The sequence below is a fragment of the Limnochorda pilosa genome (genome assembly GCF_001544015.1).
Classification (GTDB): domain Bacteria; phylum Bacillota; class Limnochordia; order Limnochordales; family Limnochordaceae; genus Limnochorda; species Limnochorda pilosa.
Genome location: NZ_AP014924.1, coordinates 22,397 through 38,340, shown reverse-complemented (window position 1 = coordinate 38,340; position 15,944 = coordinate 22,397). Strand labels below are relative to the sequence as shown.

The 15,944-nt window shown below is 68.6% G+C and carries 12 protein-coding genes and 1 tRNA gene; 6 read left to right on the top strand and 7 right to left on the bottom strand.

Annotation, left to right across the window (positions count from 1 at the left end; genetic code table 11):
• Positions 1-12 precede the first annotated feature (12 nt).
• The 3 genes from LIP_RS00150 to LIP_RS00140 are packed head-to-tail and all read right to left on the bottom strand — an operon-like array spanning position 13 to position 3,467.
• Positions 13-1,974, bottom strand: a complete 1,962-nt coding sequence (locus LIP_RS00150; protein ID WP_198409611.1) for a TRAP transporter permease — start codon at positions 1,972-1,974, stop codon at positions 13-15.
• Positions 1,971-2,474 (bottom strand): DUF1850 domain-containing protein, encoded by a 504-nt coding sequence (locus tag LIP_RS00145; protein WP_068132706.1) that lies wholly within the window; start codon positions 2,472-2,474, stop codon positions 1,971-1,973. The genes LIP_RS00150 and LIP_RS00145 overlap by 4 nt, the downstream gene beginning before the upstream one ends.
• A 3-nt stretch (positions 2,475-2,477) precedes the next feature.
• Entirely contained in the window at positions 2,478-3,467 is a 990-nt protein-coding gene (locus tag LIP_RS00140; protein WP_068132702.1) for a TAXI family TRAP transporter solute-binding subunit, read from the bottom strand.
• A 190-nt stretch (positions 3,468-3,657) separates the two neighbouring features.
• On the opposite strand from LIP_RS00140, the gene LIP_RS00135 reads away from it, so the two are divergent.
• The 5 genes from LIP_RS00135 (at position 3,658) to LIP_RS19185 (ending at position 9,536) form a co-directional block, all read left to right on the top strand.
• A complete protein-coding gene (locus LIP_RS00135; RefSeq protein ID WP_068132699.1) occupies positions 3,658-4,641 on the top strand; it encodes a LacI family DNA-binding transcriptional regulator in 984 nt (327 codons plus the stop codon).
• Between the two features lie 32 nt (positions 4,642-4,673).
• Positions 4,674-5,654, top strand: coding sequence for a carbohydrate ABC transporter permease (locus LIP_RS00130; RefSeq protein ID WP_198409610.1), 981 nt, complete (start codon positions 4,674-4,676; stop codon positions 5,652-5,654).
• A 10-nt stretch (positions 5,655-5,664) separates the two neighbouring features.
• Complete coding sequence (locus LIP_RS00125) at positions 5,665-6,579, top strand: carbohydrate ABC transporter permease (protein ID WP_198409609.1); 915 nt, start codon at positions 5,665-5,667, stop codon at positions 6,577-6,579.
• A gap of 111 nt (positions 6,580-6,690) precedes the next feature.
• Positions 6,691-7,968 (top strand): extracellular solute-binding protein, encoded by a 1,278-nt coding sequence (locus LIP_RS00120; RefSeq protein ID WP_198409608.1) that lies wholly within the window; start codon positions 6,691-6,693, stop codon positions 7,966-7,968.
• Between the two features lie 95 nt (positions 7,969-8,063).
• Complete coding sequence (locus LIP_RS19185; RefSeq protein ID WP_068132694.1) at positions 8,064-9,536, top strand: glycoside hydrolase family 1 protein; 1,473 nt, start codon at positions 8,064-8,066, stop codon at positions 9,534-9,536.
• A 273-nt stretch (positions 9,537-9,809) separates the two neighbouring features.
• On the opposite strand, the gene LIP_RS00110 is transcribed toward LIP_RS19185, so the two are convergent.
• The 4 genes from LIP_RS00110 to LIP_RS00095 all read right to left on the bottom strand — a co-directional run bounded on the left by LIP_RS00110 (position 9,810) and on the right by LIP_RS00095 (position 14,084).
• Positions 9,810-9,897, bottom strand: a tRNA-Ser gene (locus LIP_RS00110).
• Between the two features lie 313 nt (positions 9,898-10,210).
• Positions 10,211-11,014 (bottom strand): enoyl-CoA hydratase-related protein, encoded by an 804-nt coding sequence (locus LIP_RS00105; protein ID WP_082725633.1) that lies wholly within the window; start codon positions 11,012-11,014, stop codon positions 10,211-10,213.
• A gap of 68 nt (positions 11,015-11,082) precedes the next feature.
• Entirely contained in the window at positions 11,083-12,369 is a 1,287-nt protein-coding gene (gene serS / locus LIP_RS00100; RefSeq protein WP_068141228.1) for a serine--tRNA ligase, read from the bottom strand.
• A gap of 302 nt (positions 12,370-12,671) precedes the next feature.
• A complete protein-coding gene (locus LIP_RS00095; RefSeq protein WP_068132690.1) occupies positions 12,672-14,084 on the bottom strand; it encodes a glycosyltransferase family 4 protein in 1,413 nt (470 codons plus the stop codon).
• Positions 14,085-14,611: 527 nt separating this feature from the next.
• Between LIP_RS00095 and LIP_RS00090 the strand changes: the two genes are divergently transcribed.
• Complete coding sequence (locus LIP_RS00090) at positions 14,612-15,850, top strand: MFS transporter (RefSeq protein ID WP_068132688.1); 1,239 nt, start codon at positions 14,612-14,614, stop codon at positions 15,848-15,850.
• The last annotated feature ends 94 nt before the right edge of the window (positions 15,851-15,944 follow it).

Genomic DNA, 15,944 nt, shown 5'->3' with positions numbered 1-15,944 from the left:
CCCGCGAGCGGGTCAGTCACCGGCAGCGGATGAAGCCTGTTCGATCCCAGGCGGTCGCCGGAACCAGAGTTGAGAGACGAGGAAGCCGGCGATCACCGCCATGCCCACGAAGTCCAGCCACCTCTGCGGCGTGAGGAGCCCCACCGTCGCCACGGCCAGGAGCCCTCGCTCGAAGAGGGTGACCGGTCGCACCAGGTATCCCTCCAGGAAGACGGCGAAGGCCACCAGCCCCAGGAGCCCGCTCACCACCGCCTGGACCACCGCGAGCGGCGGTCCATTCAGGAGAAGCGGTGTGTAGGCCATCAGGAGCGGGATGAGGTAGAGGCCCTTGGCGTACTTCCAGCCAGCCATGCCGGTGCGCATGGGGCTGGCTCCGGCGATGCCCGCCGCGGCGAAAGCGGCCAGGGCCACCGGCGGCGTCACGTTGGAGTCCTGGCTCAGCCAGAAGACGATCATGTGGGCGGTGAGGGGCCCGAGCCCCATCTCCTGAAGCGCCGGCCCCGCCAGGACGATGAGCACCACGTACGAGGCCGTCACCGGCAGTCCCATCCCCAGCACCAGCGAGGCGAGCGCGATGAGGATCAAGGCCAGGAGCAGGTTGTTGCCCGAGAAGGAGAGCATGAGACCGCTGAACTTGAGCCCCAGGCCCGTGAGCCCCACCACGCCCACGATGATGCCGGCGGCGGCGGTGGCCACCGACACCATGAGGGCGCTCTTGGCCGCCGAGCGGAACGCATCCAGCACATCGCGAAGGCTGAGCCGGCTAGCGGCCCGCAGCATGGCCACCACCACCAGCAGGGCCAGGGCGTAGGTGCCTGCCTGGAGGGCCGTATACATGCGGAAGAGCATGTACACCAGCGCGACCATGGGGATCAGGTAGTGGAACCCTTCGGCCAAGGTCGCCCGGAGCCGAGGGATCTCCTCCGCGGCCAATCCCCGGATGCCCTTCCGGCGGGCGACGATGTCCACGAAGAGGAAGACCACGGCGAAGTACATGAGCGCCGGAATGATGGAGACCTTGACGATCTCCAGGTAGGGGATCCCCGTGAACTCAGCCATGAGGAAGGCTCCCGCGCCCATCACGGGCGGGAGCACCTGGCCGCCCGTACTGGCCGCCGCCTCCACCCCGGCGGCCTCGTGGGGCTCGTAGCCCACCCGCTTCATCATGGGGATGGTGAAGGCACCGGTGGTCACTACGTTGGCGATGGCACTGCCCGAGATGCTCCCCATGAGCGCGCTGGAGACCACCGCCGCCTTCGCCGGCCCGCCCCGGGCCCGCCCGGTGAGGGAATAGGCCAGGTCGATGAAGAAGGCCCCCGCGCCCGTCTTCTCCAGGAACCCGCCGAAGAGGACGAAGAGGAAGACGTAGGTGGAAGCCACCCCCAGCGGCACGCCGTAGATGCCCTCCTGGAAGAGGTAGAGCTGGTTGATGATCCGGGCGTGCGAGTAGCCCATGTGGCCGAAGAAGCCGGGCACGTACCCGCCCAGGTAGGCGTAGGCGAGAAAGAGGAGGACGATGACCGCCATGGACCAGCCCACCGCCCGCCGGGTCGCCTCCAGGAGGACCAGGAGGGCGACGGTCCCCATGACGACATCCATGGAGCTGGGGAGTCCCATCCGCCAGATGATGCCGTCGTAGTCCACCACGATGTAGAGGCTGACGGTCACCGAGGCGGCCAGGAGGAGCATGTCCAGGGCCAGAGCGGCAGGTCGGCGGCCCGCCCCTCCGGCGCGGGCGGGCTCCACCAGGAAGACCAGCACCAGGATGAAGAGCAGGTACCAGACCCGCTGCAGGTAGGAGTCGAGGCTGAGGGCGCTCACGGAGAGGACGGCGTAGACGCCCAGCGCCACGGCCACCGCCAGGTATGCCCGGCGCACCGCCTGGGCAACCGGCCCCGCGCCCCACTTGCGGAGCACCCACGCGTCGACGGCCTGGTGCTCCTGCTCGTTCATGCTCCGACGGTCCGCGCTCATCGGCGATCCCCCCAACCGTACCCACGAGCCGCCCAGAGCGGCGCCCGTCCGGCCTCCAGGGTGAGCGCCTCACCCGCCCACCGGGCCGAGAGCGGGATCTCCCCTCCGCGATAGAGCAGGGTGTGATCCACTTCCGAGGGTCCCACTCTCAGGCGGAGCACACCGATGGGACGCTCCAGGCCGGTCACCCGCAGCCAGGGCCCGTCTTCCACGGCATGACCTTGGCCCGGGATCTGACCCATCCCCGTCCCGAACGAAAGGAGGCGGCTCTCCACCTCCATCAGCCCATCGGGACGCACTTCGTACCAGTCCTCCACGGGCAGGCCGTCCACCGAGTGGATGAAGCGGAGGCCCACCCGCTCCCCCGGCTCCACGGGCAGCACCAGCACGGGCCTGCCCTCATGCCGCACCACCAAAGCCGGCCTGGCCACCGGCCAGGAGGGCGCGAGGGCGGCCCAGACCGCGAGGGCCAAGGCCGCCCAGACCGAGCGGGGCCGCATCGCCTACCGGGACAGCTCCACGCCCTGCTCCTGTAGATACCGGAGCACGCCGGGGTGCACGGGCACGGGGCTCTTGGCCAGGTTCTCGAGCGTCACGTAGGGTGCCCCGGGCGGGTAGACCTTGGCCAAGTAGTCCACGTTCTCGTACGCGGCCTTCGCGAGCTGGTACGCCAGGTCGTCGGGCAAGTCGGCAGGGACGACGATGATGTTCCAGACAGCGATCGTCTCCACGTCTTCCTTCACCGAGGGGTAGGTACCGCCCGGGATGGTGAAGGCCGTGTAGTAGGGAAACGCCTCGAGGACTTTCGCCTGGTCCTCCGCTGCGATGGAAAGCAGCGCAACCGGGTTGGTGGCGTCCAACTCCTGCAGGGTGGCATTGCCCAAGCCCACGAACCAGGAGCCCGCGTCAAGGCGTCCCTCCCGGAGCGCCCGCGCCGTCTCGGCGTACGAGAGCCGCTGCACCTTGATGTCGTCGTAGGTCATGCCGAGGGCCTGGAAGATCTGGCTCGTGGTCACCTCGTTGCCGCTCCCCGGCGGCCCTACCGAGTAGCGATGACCCTTGACGTCGGCGATCCGCGTGAGCCCCAGCCGCTGCGCGATGGACTTGAGGCTCACCGAATGGTAGACGTTCGGGTAGATCACCATGAGGGCGCGGGTCTCGATAGGTCGTCCCTCGAACTGGCCCTCGCCGTGGGCGGCATTGTACACCACGTCGCCCTGGGCGATGGCCACCTGACTCTGCCCCGCCGCGATCTGGCGCAGGTTCTGGGCCGAGGCCCCCGTGGCCTCCGCCACCGCCTCCACGCCGGGCACCGCCCGGTTCCAGATCTCGGCCAGGGCGCCCCCGAAGGGATAGTAGACGCCACCCGTGGTGCCGGTGGCAATGGAGATCCGGGTTACCTGGCCCTGAGCCGAAGCGGCGTCCGGGGCGATTGCGAAAGTGAGCGCGAACGCTATAGCCAGAACCGTACCAACGCGCCTGATTGCTGCCACCTCCCGTGGAATTCCAACAGTATGATCTGGATTCGTCATCGGTGGAAATGATCCTTTCAGACGAGGTGACCTTTCGATCGTGAACCTCAGGGTCAAGTTTGCGCCTGCCGTCAAGCGAAGGAGACACTTGAGCAGGAAACATCCAGAGACACGTGGAATGTGTTCCTGAAACGACTGGAGGGCATGTTTCATGGCTAGTCTTCGGCAGGTGGCCACCCTGGCCGGCGTGAGCCCTGCAACCGTCTCGCGGGTCTTGAACGGCCATCCCCACGTGAGCCCAGACATGCGTCGCCGGGTGGAAGAGACGATGCAGCGGGTGGGCTACGTCGCCGCTCGTCCTCGAGGAAACCGCAGCACGTCTCGTGTGGTCGCGCTGCTGGTCCCTAACGTCAGCTCTCCTTTCTACTGTGCGGTGCTCATGGGCGTCGAGCAAGAAGCCTTCGCGCGCGGATACGACTTGGTACTCTACACGACCGAGGGCCGATCCCAGCAGAACGTGGCCGAACGGGTCCTCCAGGCCAATCAGGTCGCGGGTCTGGTGGTGATCACCCCTCGCCACGGTGAGGAAGATGCCCTCACCCGGACCGAGGGTGGACCTCCGATGGTGGTGGTCGATCACCGCAGCGCCGGGAGCCGCTACCCCCACGTGGGAGTGGACAACCTTCGCGGCGCCCACCGGGCAGTTCAGTACCTGCTCTCCAAGGGATACGAGAGCATCGGCCTGATCACGGGCCCGGCGTCGATCCAGTCCGCCGTCGATCGGATCAGAGGAGCCCGACTGGCACTGCAGGAAGCCGGCCGCGAGCTGAGCCCCGAGCTCGTGTGGGAGGGCGACTTCACCCAGCCGACCGGATACCGGCTGGTGGCGGAGCGGCTGATCTCAGGGGAGAAGCTCCCTCGGGCGCTCTTCTGCGCCAATGACCTGATGGCGATGGGTGCCGTGACCGCCCTACACGAGCACGGGCTCTCGGTGCCGGGAGACGTGGCCGTCATGGGCTTCGACGATCTTCCTCTGGCGGCCACGGCAGTGCCGCCGCTCACCACGGTGCGCCAGCCCATCGCCGAGATGGGCGCGATCGCGTTTCGCATGGTCGTCCGCCTGGCGGCGGGCGAGCAGCTCGAGACCGAGCGGGTCCTCCTGGACACCCAACTGGTGGAGCGAGGATCGGCCTGAGCGGGAGAACGTCAGGCGGGGGAACGGGTGGAATGAAGGAGCGAACGGCACGCATCCCGGTGGAACGTGATCCTTTCGGGATCAGCCCGGTGGCTGAGGTCGGTCGCCGCGTCCGCCGCAACGCGATGGCGTACGGGCTCATCCTCCCCGCCGTCCTGGGCATGCTGCTCGTCCACTACATCCCCATGCTCTCGGGGTTCGTCGTCAGTTTCAAGGACGTCAACCTCTTCACGGTGGCCCAATGGACGGAGGCCCCGTGGGTCGGCTTCCGGAACTTCGTGGAGGGCTTCGATCCCGCTACCCGCCTGGGTGCCCGTTTCTGGCGCTCCCTGTGGAACGTGACCTATTTCGGCGCGGTGACGATCCTGGTGGGCTACGTCATCGGTATGGCGGCGGCACTGCTGCTGAACCGGCCCTTCCCGGGCAGGAGCCTGGTGCGTGGCCTCGTGCTCCTCCCGTACATCACGCCGGACTCGGTGGCGTTCAGCGTCTGGCGATTCATCTTCCAGGCCCGGATCGGTCTGGTGAACAAGTGGCTGCTCGCGCTGGGGATCATCGAGGAGCCCACCATCTGGCTGGTGGGAAGCAAGTCTCTCTATGCCGTGATGGTGGCCGCCATCTGGAAGGGCTGGCCCTTCGCTGCCCTGATCCTGATGGCGGGTCTTCAGAGCATCCCGGCCGAGCTGCACGAGGCGGCCCACATCGACGGCGCAAGCCCCTGGCAGCGCTTCCGCTACGTTATCCTGCCGCTTCTGGCACCCGTCAGCCGCACCTTGATCCTGATGTCGGTCCTCTGGAACTACAACGCGTTCAACCAGTTCTTCGTCATGCTCGGGAAGGACCCGGGGCTGGCGGCAGACGTCCCCTCGACCCTCATCCAGCGCGAGAGCTTCACCACCTTCGCCTTCGGCGTGGGCTCGGCCATGTCCCTGGCCTTGATGGCCGTGATGCTCCTCTTCACCGTCCTGTACCTGCGTGTCCTCCGAAGCGAGAGCGCCCCGGCAGACAGGTGAGGTGGAAAGCGTGAGCGAGCAGACGAGGCAGCGGAAGACCACAGGGCGCCGAAGGAGGCGCCTCCGGCGGTTCGTCGGGGCGGGGCTCTTCTACGCCGCCATCGCTTTGGTGCTGCTGGTTGTCCTGCTGCCGTACGGCTGGATGGTGTCGGGCTCCTTCAAGACCTCGGTGGAGCTCCAGGGCGCCGATGTGACCCGCCCAGGCCTGGAGCCAACCTGGATCCCGAGGACCTTCACCCTGGAGAACTACCAGAACGTCAACCGGACCGTGCGCATGCTGGACTACTTCGAGCACAGCCTGATGATCAGCGGTGGTACCATGCTGATCGCAACGGCGCTGGCGTTCCTGGCGGCCTACGCGCTGAGCCGCTTCGCCTTTCCCGGGCGCCACGTGTACGTCGTCTCGGTACTGTCCACGCAGATGCTGCCGGGCATCCTCTTCTTGATCCCTTACTTCATCCTCTTCACCTGGATCAACCGGAGCTTCGGCGTCCAACTCCGCGACACGTACCCCGGGATGATCCTGACGTACACCTCCTTCGCCCTGCCCTTCTCCATTGTCATGCTCCGGACCTTCCTCGACACCATTCCGAAGGAGCTCGACGAACAGGCCCAGATCGATGGGGCGAGCAGGTTGCGGACGCTCTTCTCGGTGATCTTCCCCCTGGCGCGTCCTGGTCTGGCCGCGGTGGGCATCTACGCGTTCATCATGGGCTGGAACGAGGTACTCTTCGCCTCGGTCCTCACCGGACGCAACACCCGCACCGTGGCCATCGGGCTGCTGGAGTACATCACCGCCCAGGAAGCCAGGTGGACCGGCATGATGGCCGCATCGGTCCTGGTCACCATCCCGGTGGTCGTGCTCTTCACGCTCATGCAGCGCTACATCGTCGAAGGCCTGGTGGCGGGAGCGACGAAGGGCTGACCCCTCCCTCCCGTGCCGCGCCGAAAGTGGGTGAAAGATGCCGTCGTGCGGCTGGCGACCGCGAGCAGGGGAAGGAAACCATGGTTCTTCAAGTAAAGGAGGGTATCTGTCGTGCAGAGAGGCCATCGTCCGTTGCGCGGCCGGCTGGGGCTCCTGTTCTTGGCTGCTTTCGCCGTCGCCCTGACTCCCGTCGTGGCTGCCCAGGAGATCACCTTCTGGGCCATGCCCAACGCTCCGGATGAAACGCACGTCCCGTGGCTCGACGCGAAGACGGAGGAGTTCTACCAGGAAACCGGCATTCGCGTGAACTATGAGGTCGTCGGATGGGACGCAGCCTGGACGCGCATTTCGACCGCCCTCATCACCGGGGAGGGCGTGGACGTTTTCCAGGCCGGGACCACGTGGAACCCTCAGTTTGCGGCCACGGGCGGCGTGAGCCGGATCGACATCAACGAGTTCGGCGGACCCGAGGCCTTCATGGCTGCCAACCTGGAGTCGACGACCTACAAGGGCAACTACTACGGTGTTCCGTGGTTCGCCGAGACTCGGGCGCTCTTCTACAACAAGGACATGTTCGCTGCCGCCGGGGTGGAACCGCCCCAGACCTACGATGAACTGGTGGAGGTCGGCAAGCGGCTCGTGGCTACCCACGGCGAGGGAAGCGCCATCGCCATCGCTGGGACCAACGCCTGGGACCTCATCCACAACTGGGCCATCATCCTCTGGGCCAACGGGGGCGACCTGGTGGACGCGCAGGCCCGGCGGGCGGTCTTCAACGGCCCCGCCGGCGTGAGCGCCATGGAGTACTACGTGAACCTGGTGCGGCTGGGACTCGCCTCCCGCGCGACCGCCGAGTACAACCAGCCGCAGGCGGACGCGGCCTTCATCAACGGCAACGTGGCCATGGCGTTCATGGGGCCCTGGAACATCGCCAACATCGAGGTGGAGAACCCTACCCTGAACTACGGGATCGTGGAGCCGCCCGCTGGTCCGACGGGGCGGGCAGCCTTCTCGGGTGGGAGCAACCTGGTGATCCTCCGGCAGAGTCCCAACCAGGAAGCGGCCAAGAAGTGGATCCAGTTCCTCCTCCGCGATGACAACCTGGTGGACTACACCAAGAACCTGAGCCACATGCTGCCGGCCGCGCTGGCCGCATACGACGACCCCTACTACGAGCAAGGCGTGTGGCACGTCTTCAAGACGACGCTCTCCTACGCCACTGCCTACCCGCCCCTGGCTACCTGGGGCAGCATCGAGAACGCCGTCATGGGGGAGTTCCGCAACGTCCTCACCGCCTACGTGGACGGTACCTTGGACCAGACGGGCGTCCAGTCCTACCTGGATGCGGCTGCTGACCAGGTGAATCGGGCACTGGCCGAGGAGCGCTGAGCACGGACGGGCGGCGGTCGGGGTCCTGAAGGGACCCCGGCCGCGCCTCACGCCATGCCTGGGGAGGATCGACCCTTGAGCCTGGGAGGTAGACCATGAGCGTCCAGAGCTTCCCTGAGGGTTTCCTGTGGGGGACGGCCACCGCGTCGTACCAGGTGGAGGGTTCCACTCGGGCGGACGGGAGGGGTGAATCCATCTGGGACCGGTTTGCCGCGGACGGCCATGTCTGGAACGGCGAGAGCGGCGAGCCCGCCTGCGACCATTACCGCCGCTGGCCCGAGGACGTGGCGCTCATGCGGGAGTTGGGAATCCCTGCCTACCGCTTCTCGATAGCCTGGCCCCGTGTCTTCCCCGCGGGGTCAGGGCGTCCCAACCCCGCGGGGCTCGCCTTCTACGACCGCCTTGTGGACGGGCTCTTGGCCGCGGGCATCGAGCCCACGGCGACGCTGTATCACTGGGACCTCCCCCAGGCTCTCCAGGAGAAGGGCGGGTGGGCCGATCGGGCCACGGCCTGGCGGTTCCAGGAGTACGTCTCCCACGTCTTCGAGCGCCTGGGGGACCGGGTGAAGCTCTGGATCACCCAGAACGAGCCCTGGGTGGCCGCCTTCCTCGGACACGCCCGCGGCGAGCACGCCCCCGGCCTGCACGACCTCCCCACCGCGGTCCGGGTGAGCCACCACCTCCTTCTCTCGCACGGGCTGGCCGTGCAGGCGTTCCGCCAGATGGGCATGACGGGCCGCATCGGGATCACCCTCAACCTCCACGCGTACGCCCCTGCCTCCGGCGCCGCGGAGGACCTGGAAGCGATGGAGCGCGTTCGGACGCTGGACGGGCGCTGGTTCCTGGACCCCCTCTTCCGCGGCTCGTATCCGGCCGGTGCCCTGGCCTGGTACCGCGATCGGGGTGCGCAGCCTGCCGTGGAGCCGGACGACATGGACCTGATCGCCCAACCGGGCGACTTCCTGGGCATCAACTACTACACCCGCCACGTGGTGGCCCTCGACCCCAATGACCCTCTCACGGGCACGCGCGTCCTCCCCCCTCAGGGCCCGGCCACCGAGATGGGATGGGAGGTCCACCCCCAAGGGCTGCGGCAGGTGCTCCGGTGGGTCCACGCGGAGTACCTGCAGCCCAGGCAGGCAGCCCAGGCAGGCCTCTCCCGATCCCCCTCCGCACACGCCGGGGAGCCGGGGGTGAGCGGGGGTGCTTCGGATCGTTTCGAGAAACATCGTTCCCCGTGGAACAACCCGCTTCCGCTCATCATTACGGAGAACGGGGCGGCCTACCCGGACCGGCTCGTGGAGGATGCGGAGGGTCTGCGCGTCCATGACCCCGAGCGCATCGCTTACCTGGAGGGCCACCTGCGCGAGGCCAGGCAGGCCATCGAGGAAGGGGTCCCCCTGGCCGGATACTTCGCCTGGTCGTTCATGGACAACTTCGAGTGGGCCCTGGGTTACAGCCGGCGCTTCGGCCTGGTTTACGTGGACTACGCCACCCAGCGGCGCATCCCCAAGAAGAGCGCGCTCTGGTACCGGGAGGTCATCGCCCGGAACGGGCTTCCGGGGTGAGTCGCGGCTCGGGTGGGGCGTCGTGGGCAAGGCCCTCCAAGGCCTGGAGAGGCCGGAAATGACGACCTTCGTTTCCTTGACCAGGCCCTGCCGGCTGACGGTCCGGCGCTGGATCACCCCATGCCGACCGGCCGTCGCATGCCTACCTCGGCCAGCACGCCCCCGATCACCAGGAGCCCGGCGAAGACGGTGACCGCTTGCCGGACGGGCGCACCCTAGCATCAACGCCAGCAGGACCGCCGGGTAGGTGGGCCGTTGGGAGGGAACAGCAAGTGGCGGAGGGGGTGGGATTCGAACCCACGGGGCCTTGCGGCCCAGCGGTTTTCAAGACCGCCACGTTCGGCCGCTCCGTCACCCCTCCGCGCGGCCAGCGTGCCCCGACCGGGGCCGCTGGCGCCATCCAGCGTAGCACGGGTCTTAGGACCTGTCAATTCGGCCCGCCTCTGCTGCCGGGGCACGCCCATCCCCACGTCGCGAGATGCTGCGACGCCCGCTCCTCCATCGCACCTCCGACGACCCGCGGATGCTCGCGGAAGGAGTAGGCGGGGTTTCGCCGGCGTGCGGACAGGCACTCAGCGAAGCGCAGCTGGGTACGGGCTGGTGCCGGCCCGTATTCTCTCGGCCTGAGCCCGCTCCTGGGTGCGACCGGTCGGGCCCGTGCCCAGGCTCCTCGCCTACCTCCTGCCTACCCGGAAGCGGGGCTCTCTTTTCTCGATGAAGGCCGACAGGCCTGCGGCGAAGTCGCTGCCCGCCCCCTGTTCGATGATGCGCCAGCGCTCCCTTTCCATCTGGTCCTTCAGCGTGGGAAGGAGGGCCGCGTTCACGAGAGCCTTCGCCCCCCCGTACGCGGAGGTGGGTCCCTGCGCCAGCCGCGCGGCGAGATCGCGTACCCGCGCGGGAAGGTCGGCGTCAGGGACGACCTCGTGCACCAGGCCCCAGGCGAGGGCCTGCCGGGCGTCGAGGACGGGATCCAGGAGGAGGAGCTCGGCTGCCCGGGCGGCGCCCACCAGATGGGGAACCGTGGCGGTCCAGCCGCCGTCGGGGACCAGACCGATGGAGGTGTACGCCTGCCTGAACTTCGCGCCCTCCGCCGCGACCCGCAGGTCGCAGGCGGCCGCCAGGCTCATCCCCGCGCCCCCCGCGGCACCGTTGACCGCCGCGACGACAGGCTTCTCCATCCGTCGTATGGAGGTGATTGCCCTGTGGAGCGGAACCGTCAGCTCGCGGAAGAAGGCGCGGGGATCCCCTCCAGCCTGGACGTGCTGCCAAGCGGCCCGCATGTCGCCTCCGGCGCAGAAGCCCCGGTCCGCTCCGGTGAGGATCACCGCCCGGACCCCCAGGTCGCCCTCACACGACTCCAAGACCTCAGCGAGCGCCTCCGCCACGGTCAGATCGAGGGCGTTCAAGACCTCCGGACGGTTGAGCGTGATCGTCGCCACCTCGGCGTCGACGCGAAGCAAGACGGTTTCTCCTGCCATCCTCCAACCCCCTGTCGTGGAATCCGGTCGCTTCAGTCCTGGCTGGAAACATCAAGCAGCGCTCGTCGTCAGAGCCGGCCGGCACTGATCACGTCGACTCCACCCATGTACGGCCGCAGCACTTCGGGGATCCGCACGGAGCCGTCGGCCTCCTGGAAGGTCTCCAGGAGGGCGGCCAGGGTCCGGCCCACCGCCAGGCCCGAGCCGTTCAGCGTGTGGACGTAGTCGGGCTTCGCCTTGGGCTCGGGGCGGAAGCGGATCTGGGCACGCCGGGCCTGGAAGGCCTCGAAGTTGCTGCAGGAGGATATCTCCACGTAGCGACCGTAGCTCGGCATCCAGACCTCCAGGTCGTAGGTCTTGGCCGCCGAGAAGCCCAGGTCGCCCGACGAGAGGCAGACCACCCGGTAGGGGAGCCCCAGGCGCTGGAGCACGTCCTCCGCGTCCCGCACCAGCTTCTCCAGCTCGTCGTAGCTGGTTTCGGGGCGCACCAGCTTCACCAGCTCCACCTTGTCGAACTGGTGGTTGCGGATGAGGCCCCGGGTGTCGCGTCCGGCCGAGCCCGCCTCGGCCCGGAAGCAGGCCGAATAGGCCGCGTAGTAGATGGGCAGCTCGTCGGGCGCCAGGATCTCCTCCCGGTGCAGGTTGGTCACGGGCACCTCGGCGGTGGGGATCAGGTAGTAGTCGGTCCCTTCGCAGTGGAAGACGTCCTCGGCGAACTTGGGGAGCTGTCCGGTGCCCACCATGGCCTCCCGGTTCACCAGGAAGGGGGGCAGCACCTCGGTGTAGCCGTGCTCCCGGGTGTGGAGGTCCAGCATGAAGCTGATCAGTGCCCGCTCGAGTTGAGCCCCCGCCCCCCGCATCAAGGGAAAGCGGGCGCCCGCGATCTTGGCGGCCCGCTCGAAATCCAGGACGCCCAGGCTCGGACCCAGGTCCCAGTGGGCCAGAGGTTCGAAGGCGAAACGACGGGGCTCGCCCCAGCGCCGCACTTCCTCGTTGGCGGTCTCGTCGGGACCCGTGGGGATGTCGGGGTTGGGCAGGTTGGGGATCTGGAGGAGGAGTTCCTGGATCCGGCTGTCGGCCGTCTTCACCTGCTCGTCCAGGACGCGGATGGCCTCGCCCACCTCGCGCATGGACTGCATGCGCGCCTCGACGTCCTCCCCCGCCTGCCGGGCCCGGCCGATCTCCTGGGAGACCCGGTTGCGGTAGGCCTTCTTCTCCTCCACCTCGGCGAGCAGCCGGCGGCGCTCGCCATCGGCCTGGAGCAGATCGTCGACGGCCGGCAGGTCGCCCCCTCGCCGGGCCAGCGCAGCGCGCGTCTCCTCCGGGTGCTCCCGGACCCACTTGAGATCCACCATCACCATGTCCTCCTTGCGTCCGCGTCTTCCCGAAACAGGCTCGCCGGCGGGGCGTCTCAACCGCTCGGCACCAAACAAAAAGGCCGCCCCTCAGGGGCGGTCTCGAACCGCGGTGCCACCCTGTCGCTCCGGCCGGGCGCGGCCTGGAGCTTGGCTCGTGCGGGCTTTATCGGACCCAACCGGTTGGCTTTCCCGGCGGCACGGAAGCGAAGCAACACCGTCCGGGTGACCGCCCGCTCCGGGGTGGATTCCCCATCCGGCCCGGCCGGCTCGCAGCGACCGCCGGCTCTCTGGACGGGCCTTCAGGAAGGGTACTGGTCCCCATCCTCGCGCACGTTCTGCGTTTGCCTGAGATTATACCCCCGTGCCCCCGAACCAGCAAGCCCCGGGTCCGGCTTGAGAAAGCCGGTAGGTGCTTCGCTTTCCGCGCCAGGGCCAGCCAGCGCCACACGGTAGATGCGGTCCGTAAGATCCAGGGTGGCTTCGCTCCCCAGGTGGAGACGGACGTACCGTCTCGCCGCCTGGGCCCGGCGGGCGGTCGCCTCCGGATCGTTGAGGCAGGCCGCGGTGGCTCGGGCCAGGTCGGCGGGGTCGCCCGGCCGGGCGAGTGAAAGGAGCCCCGTCTCCGTGGCGCGGAACTCCCCGCCCGGCGCCCCCAAGGCAGCGCTCCGGCCGGATCGCTCGTCCCATTCCGCCACGACCTCGTCAAGGGGAGGCAGCCTGGAGGCGACCACAGGAACCCCAGCGGCCATGGCCTCCATCACCGTGTAGGGGACCCCGCCCTCCGATCGGGACGGGTGCAGGAGCAGGTCGATCCTGGAGAGGAACTCCGAGGGCTGTCGCCACCCCAGGAAGGCCACTCGCTCTCCGACACCCTGCTGGCGCGCCAGGCGACGGGCGGCCGCCTCATCGGGGCCCTCGCCGGCCACCTCCAGCACTGCAGGCCACCCTGCGCGGACCAGGGCAGCCAGCGTCTCTACCGCGTCGAAGATACCCTTGGGACCCCAGATACGGCCCATGAACCCGAGCACGGGCACAGGGAAGGGGAGCTCGACGGCCGGAGCCGGAAGGTCCGCTCGGGGGTTCCAGGATCGCTCCGGCGCCCGGGCAGCGGCAGGGGCGCCCAGGCCCCTCCGTGCCCAGTGTTGCCGAACCCGCTCGCGACCCGAGCGGGTCAGCTTCGCCAGGGCCTCCAGGTCCTGGGGAGAGAGGCCGTTCCGCACCGCCCACACCCGGGCGCCGCCCTTGGGCCAGGCCCGCTCCACCTCAGCCGCCAGGCTACGCGAGACGGCGATCATCTGCACGGGTGCCGGGCCCAGCCGGCCCAGCACCCGGCCTATCCGCCACCGGGCGACAGCGCCCTCCGGGGGTTGGGTGTGCACCGTCCAGACCACCGGGGCGTGCCTGCAAACCTCGTCCACCGCCGCCGCGCCGGCCCGCCATCCATGGACGTGGACCAGATCGATGCCTGGGGCGCCTGAGGCGTCGAGCGCCAGACGCAACCTTTGCCGGGCCCTCCAATCCCCCACGGGGTTGAGGCCCCCGCCCGTCGGGAGAGGCCAGACCCCCAACACGTTCGGCAGCCTCTCGAAGCTCTGCACCACGGCCGCTGGCCCGGCCACGATGAAGCGGTGGTCCTCCAGCCCGTCCACCAGCTGGCGTAGGTGTCGGAGCACGCCGCCAGCTGCCTGGCCCACCACCTGCAGAACGAGCACGCCGATCCCCCTCGCCGCGAAGAGTTTGCCCAGCGAGCGGCGGTTCGCGGCGACCCGGGTGACGTGTCGAGGCATTCGCGCGAGGGAAGGGTTGGTCCGCACGTGCGGGAGACGACGCGAGGAGGACTACGGGCGATGCGCCCGTCGAAGAGGAGCCGAGGCCGTGGCTTTCGCCACGGCCTCGCTTGCCACCGAACCCAGCCGGCGCCTGCTCGCCAGTCAGGCCCGATGCGTCATGGCGGTGCGGATTCGGCGTGAAGATGGTCACTGACACAAGGAAGGCCAGCAAGCCTACGCGCATCCGCCGAACCCACCGCGGGACGGGGAGATGGAGTTCCCTGCCCGTCCAGGTTAGGATCAGGATAGCACACCTTTTCGGAGCGTGTCAAGAACTCGCCGGTCCGCGTGTAGCCGATCCACGCCGCCGGGCTCGCTCCGTCCGTCGCTTGCGGTCTCTTCGACGGAGGAAGCATCTGGCAGCGCCTCGAACCCCCATGGGGAGTACCCCGATCGAAGGAGGCACCGTCGTGTCGCTGCGCTGGGGCAGGACGTTCTTGCTGGGCCTCGGGTTCTTCGCCATCACGGGCGCGTGGGCCCTGTTCAACGTACAGGTACCGCTCTACCTCCGTGGGTTCCTGGAGCCGGCCTTCCCGGGGCAGGTCAACACCCTGGTGGGCACCTTCATGATCCTGGACGAGATCGCCGCCCTCTTCCTCGAGCCGTACGTCGGCGCTCTGAGCGATCGCACCCGAACCCGGCTGGGCCCGCGGCTCCCCTACGTGCTGGTGGGCATGCCGCTGGCGGGCCTCGCTTACCTCTTTCTTCCCTACCACACCAGCCTGCCTCTCCTCATCGCCTTCATCGTCCTCTTCGATTTCTTCATGGGCATCCACCGATCGCCCACCGTGGCCCTCATGCCGGACGTGACGCCCGAGCCGCTGCGCAGCCCTGCCAACGGGGTGATCAACCTCATGGGCGGGCTCGGCGGCGCCGTCGCCTTCGGCGTGGGCGCGCTCTTCCTGCCCCAGCAGGACCGCATCGCCTTTGCGATCATGGGCGGTGTCCTTCTCGTGATCCCATGGATCCTGCTCCGTTTCCTCCGCGAGGCCCGTACGCCCCTGGGATGGCAGGAACGCCGGTCGGAGGAGGAGCCGGCCGGAGTCCTGGCCACCGCACGTCGGCTGATCCGCTCCTCCGACCGGCGGCCCCTGGCCCTTCTTTTCGGGTTGCTGCTGATCTGGGGTTCCTGGAACGCCCTCAACCAGCTCTTCAGTACCTACGCCACCGTGCAGCTGGGGATGTCCTCGGGTGCTGCTTCGCAGGCGCTTCTGGCCGCAGCGGCCATGCTGATCCTCTTGGCCATCCCCGGCGGCCTGGTGGGCGCCCGGCTCGGACGGCACCGCACCATGGCCGGTGCCGGAGGTCTCCTGGTGCTGGTGCTGGCGGTGGCACCGCTTCTCGGCCCAGGCCCGGCCCTGCTGGCGGCTCTGGGCGGGGTGGGGATCCTTTGGGCCTTCATCGTGGTGAACGCGTACCCGTCGGTGGCCGCCCTGGGTCGAAACGTCCAGACCGGCGCCTTCACCGGACTCTACTACCTCTTCACCACCCTGGGCGCGATCCTCACACCTCCGGCCCTGGGAGCCCTCATGGACCGCTTCGGCGAAGGCTTTCTCTTCACGGGCGCTGCCCTCCAGACCCTGGTGGGCGTGGTGCTCCTTTGGGCGTCGGCGCCCAGGACGTCCCCGGTCGCCGCCGCTGAACCGTGACGGGCCCCGCAGCACGCTCCCGGGCCACGCGCCGCAGGGGGGCGGGGCGGGCCGGAGGGGCAGAACGCATTGAGGCGGGCCGGGGAGACCTGGC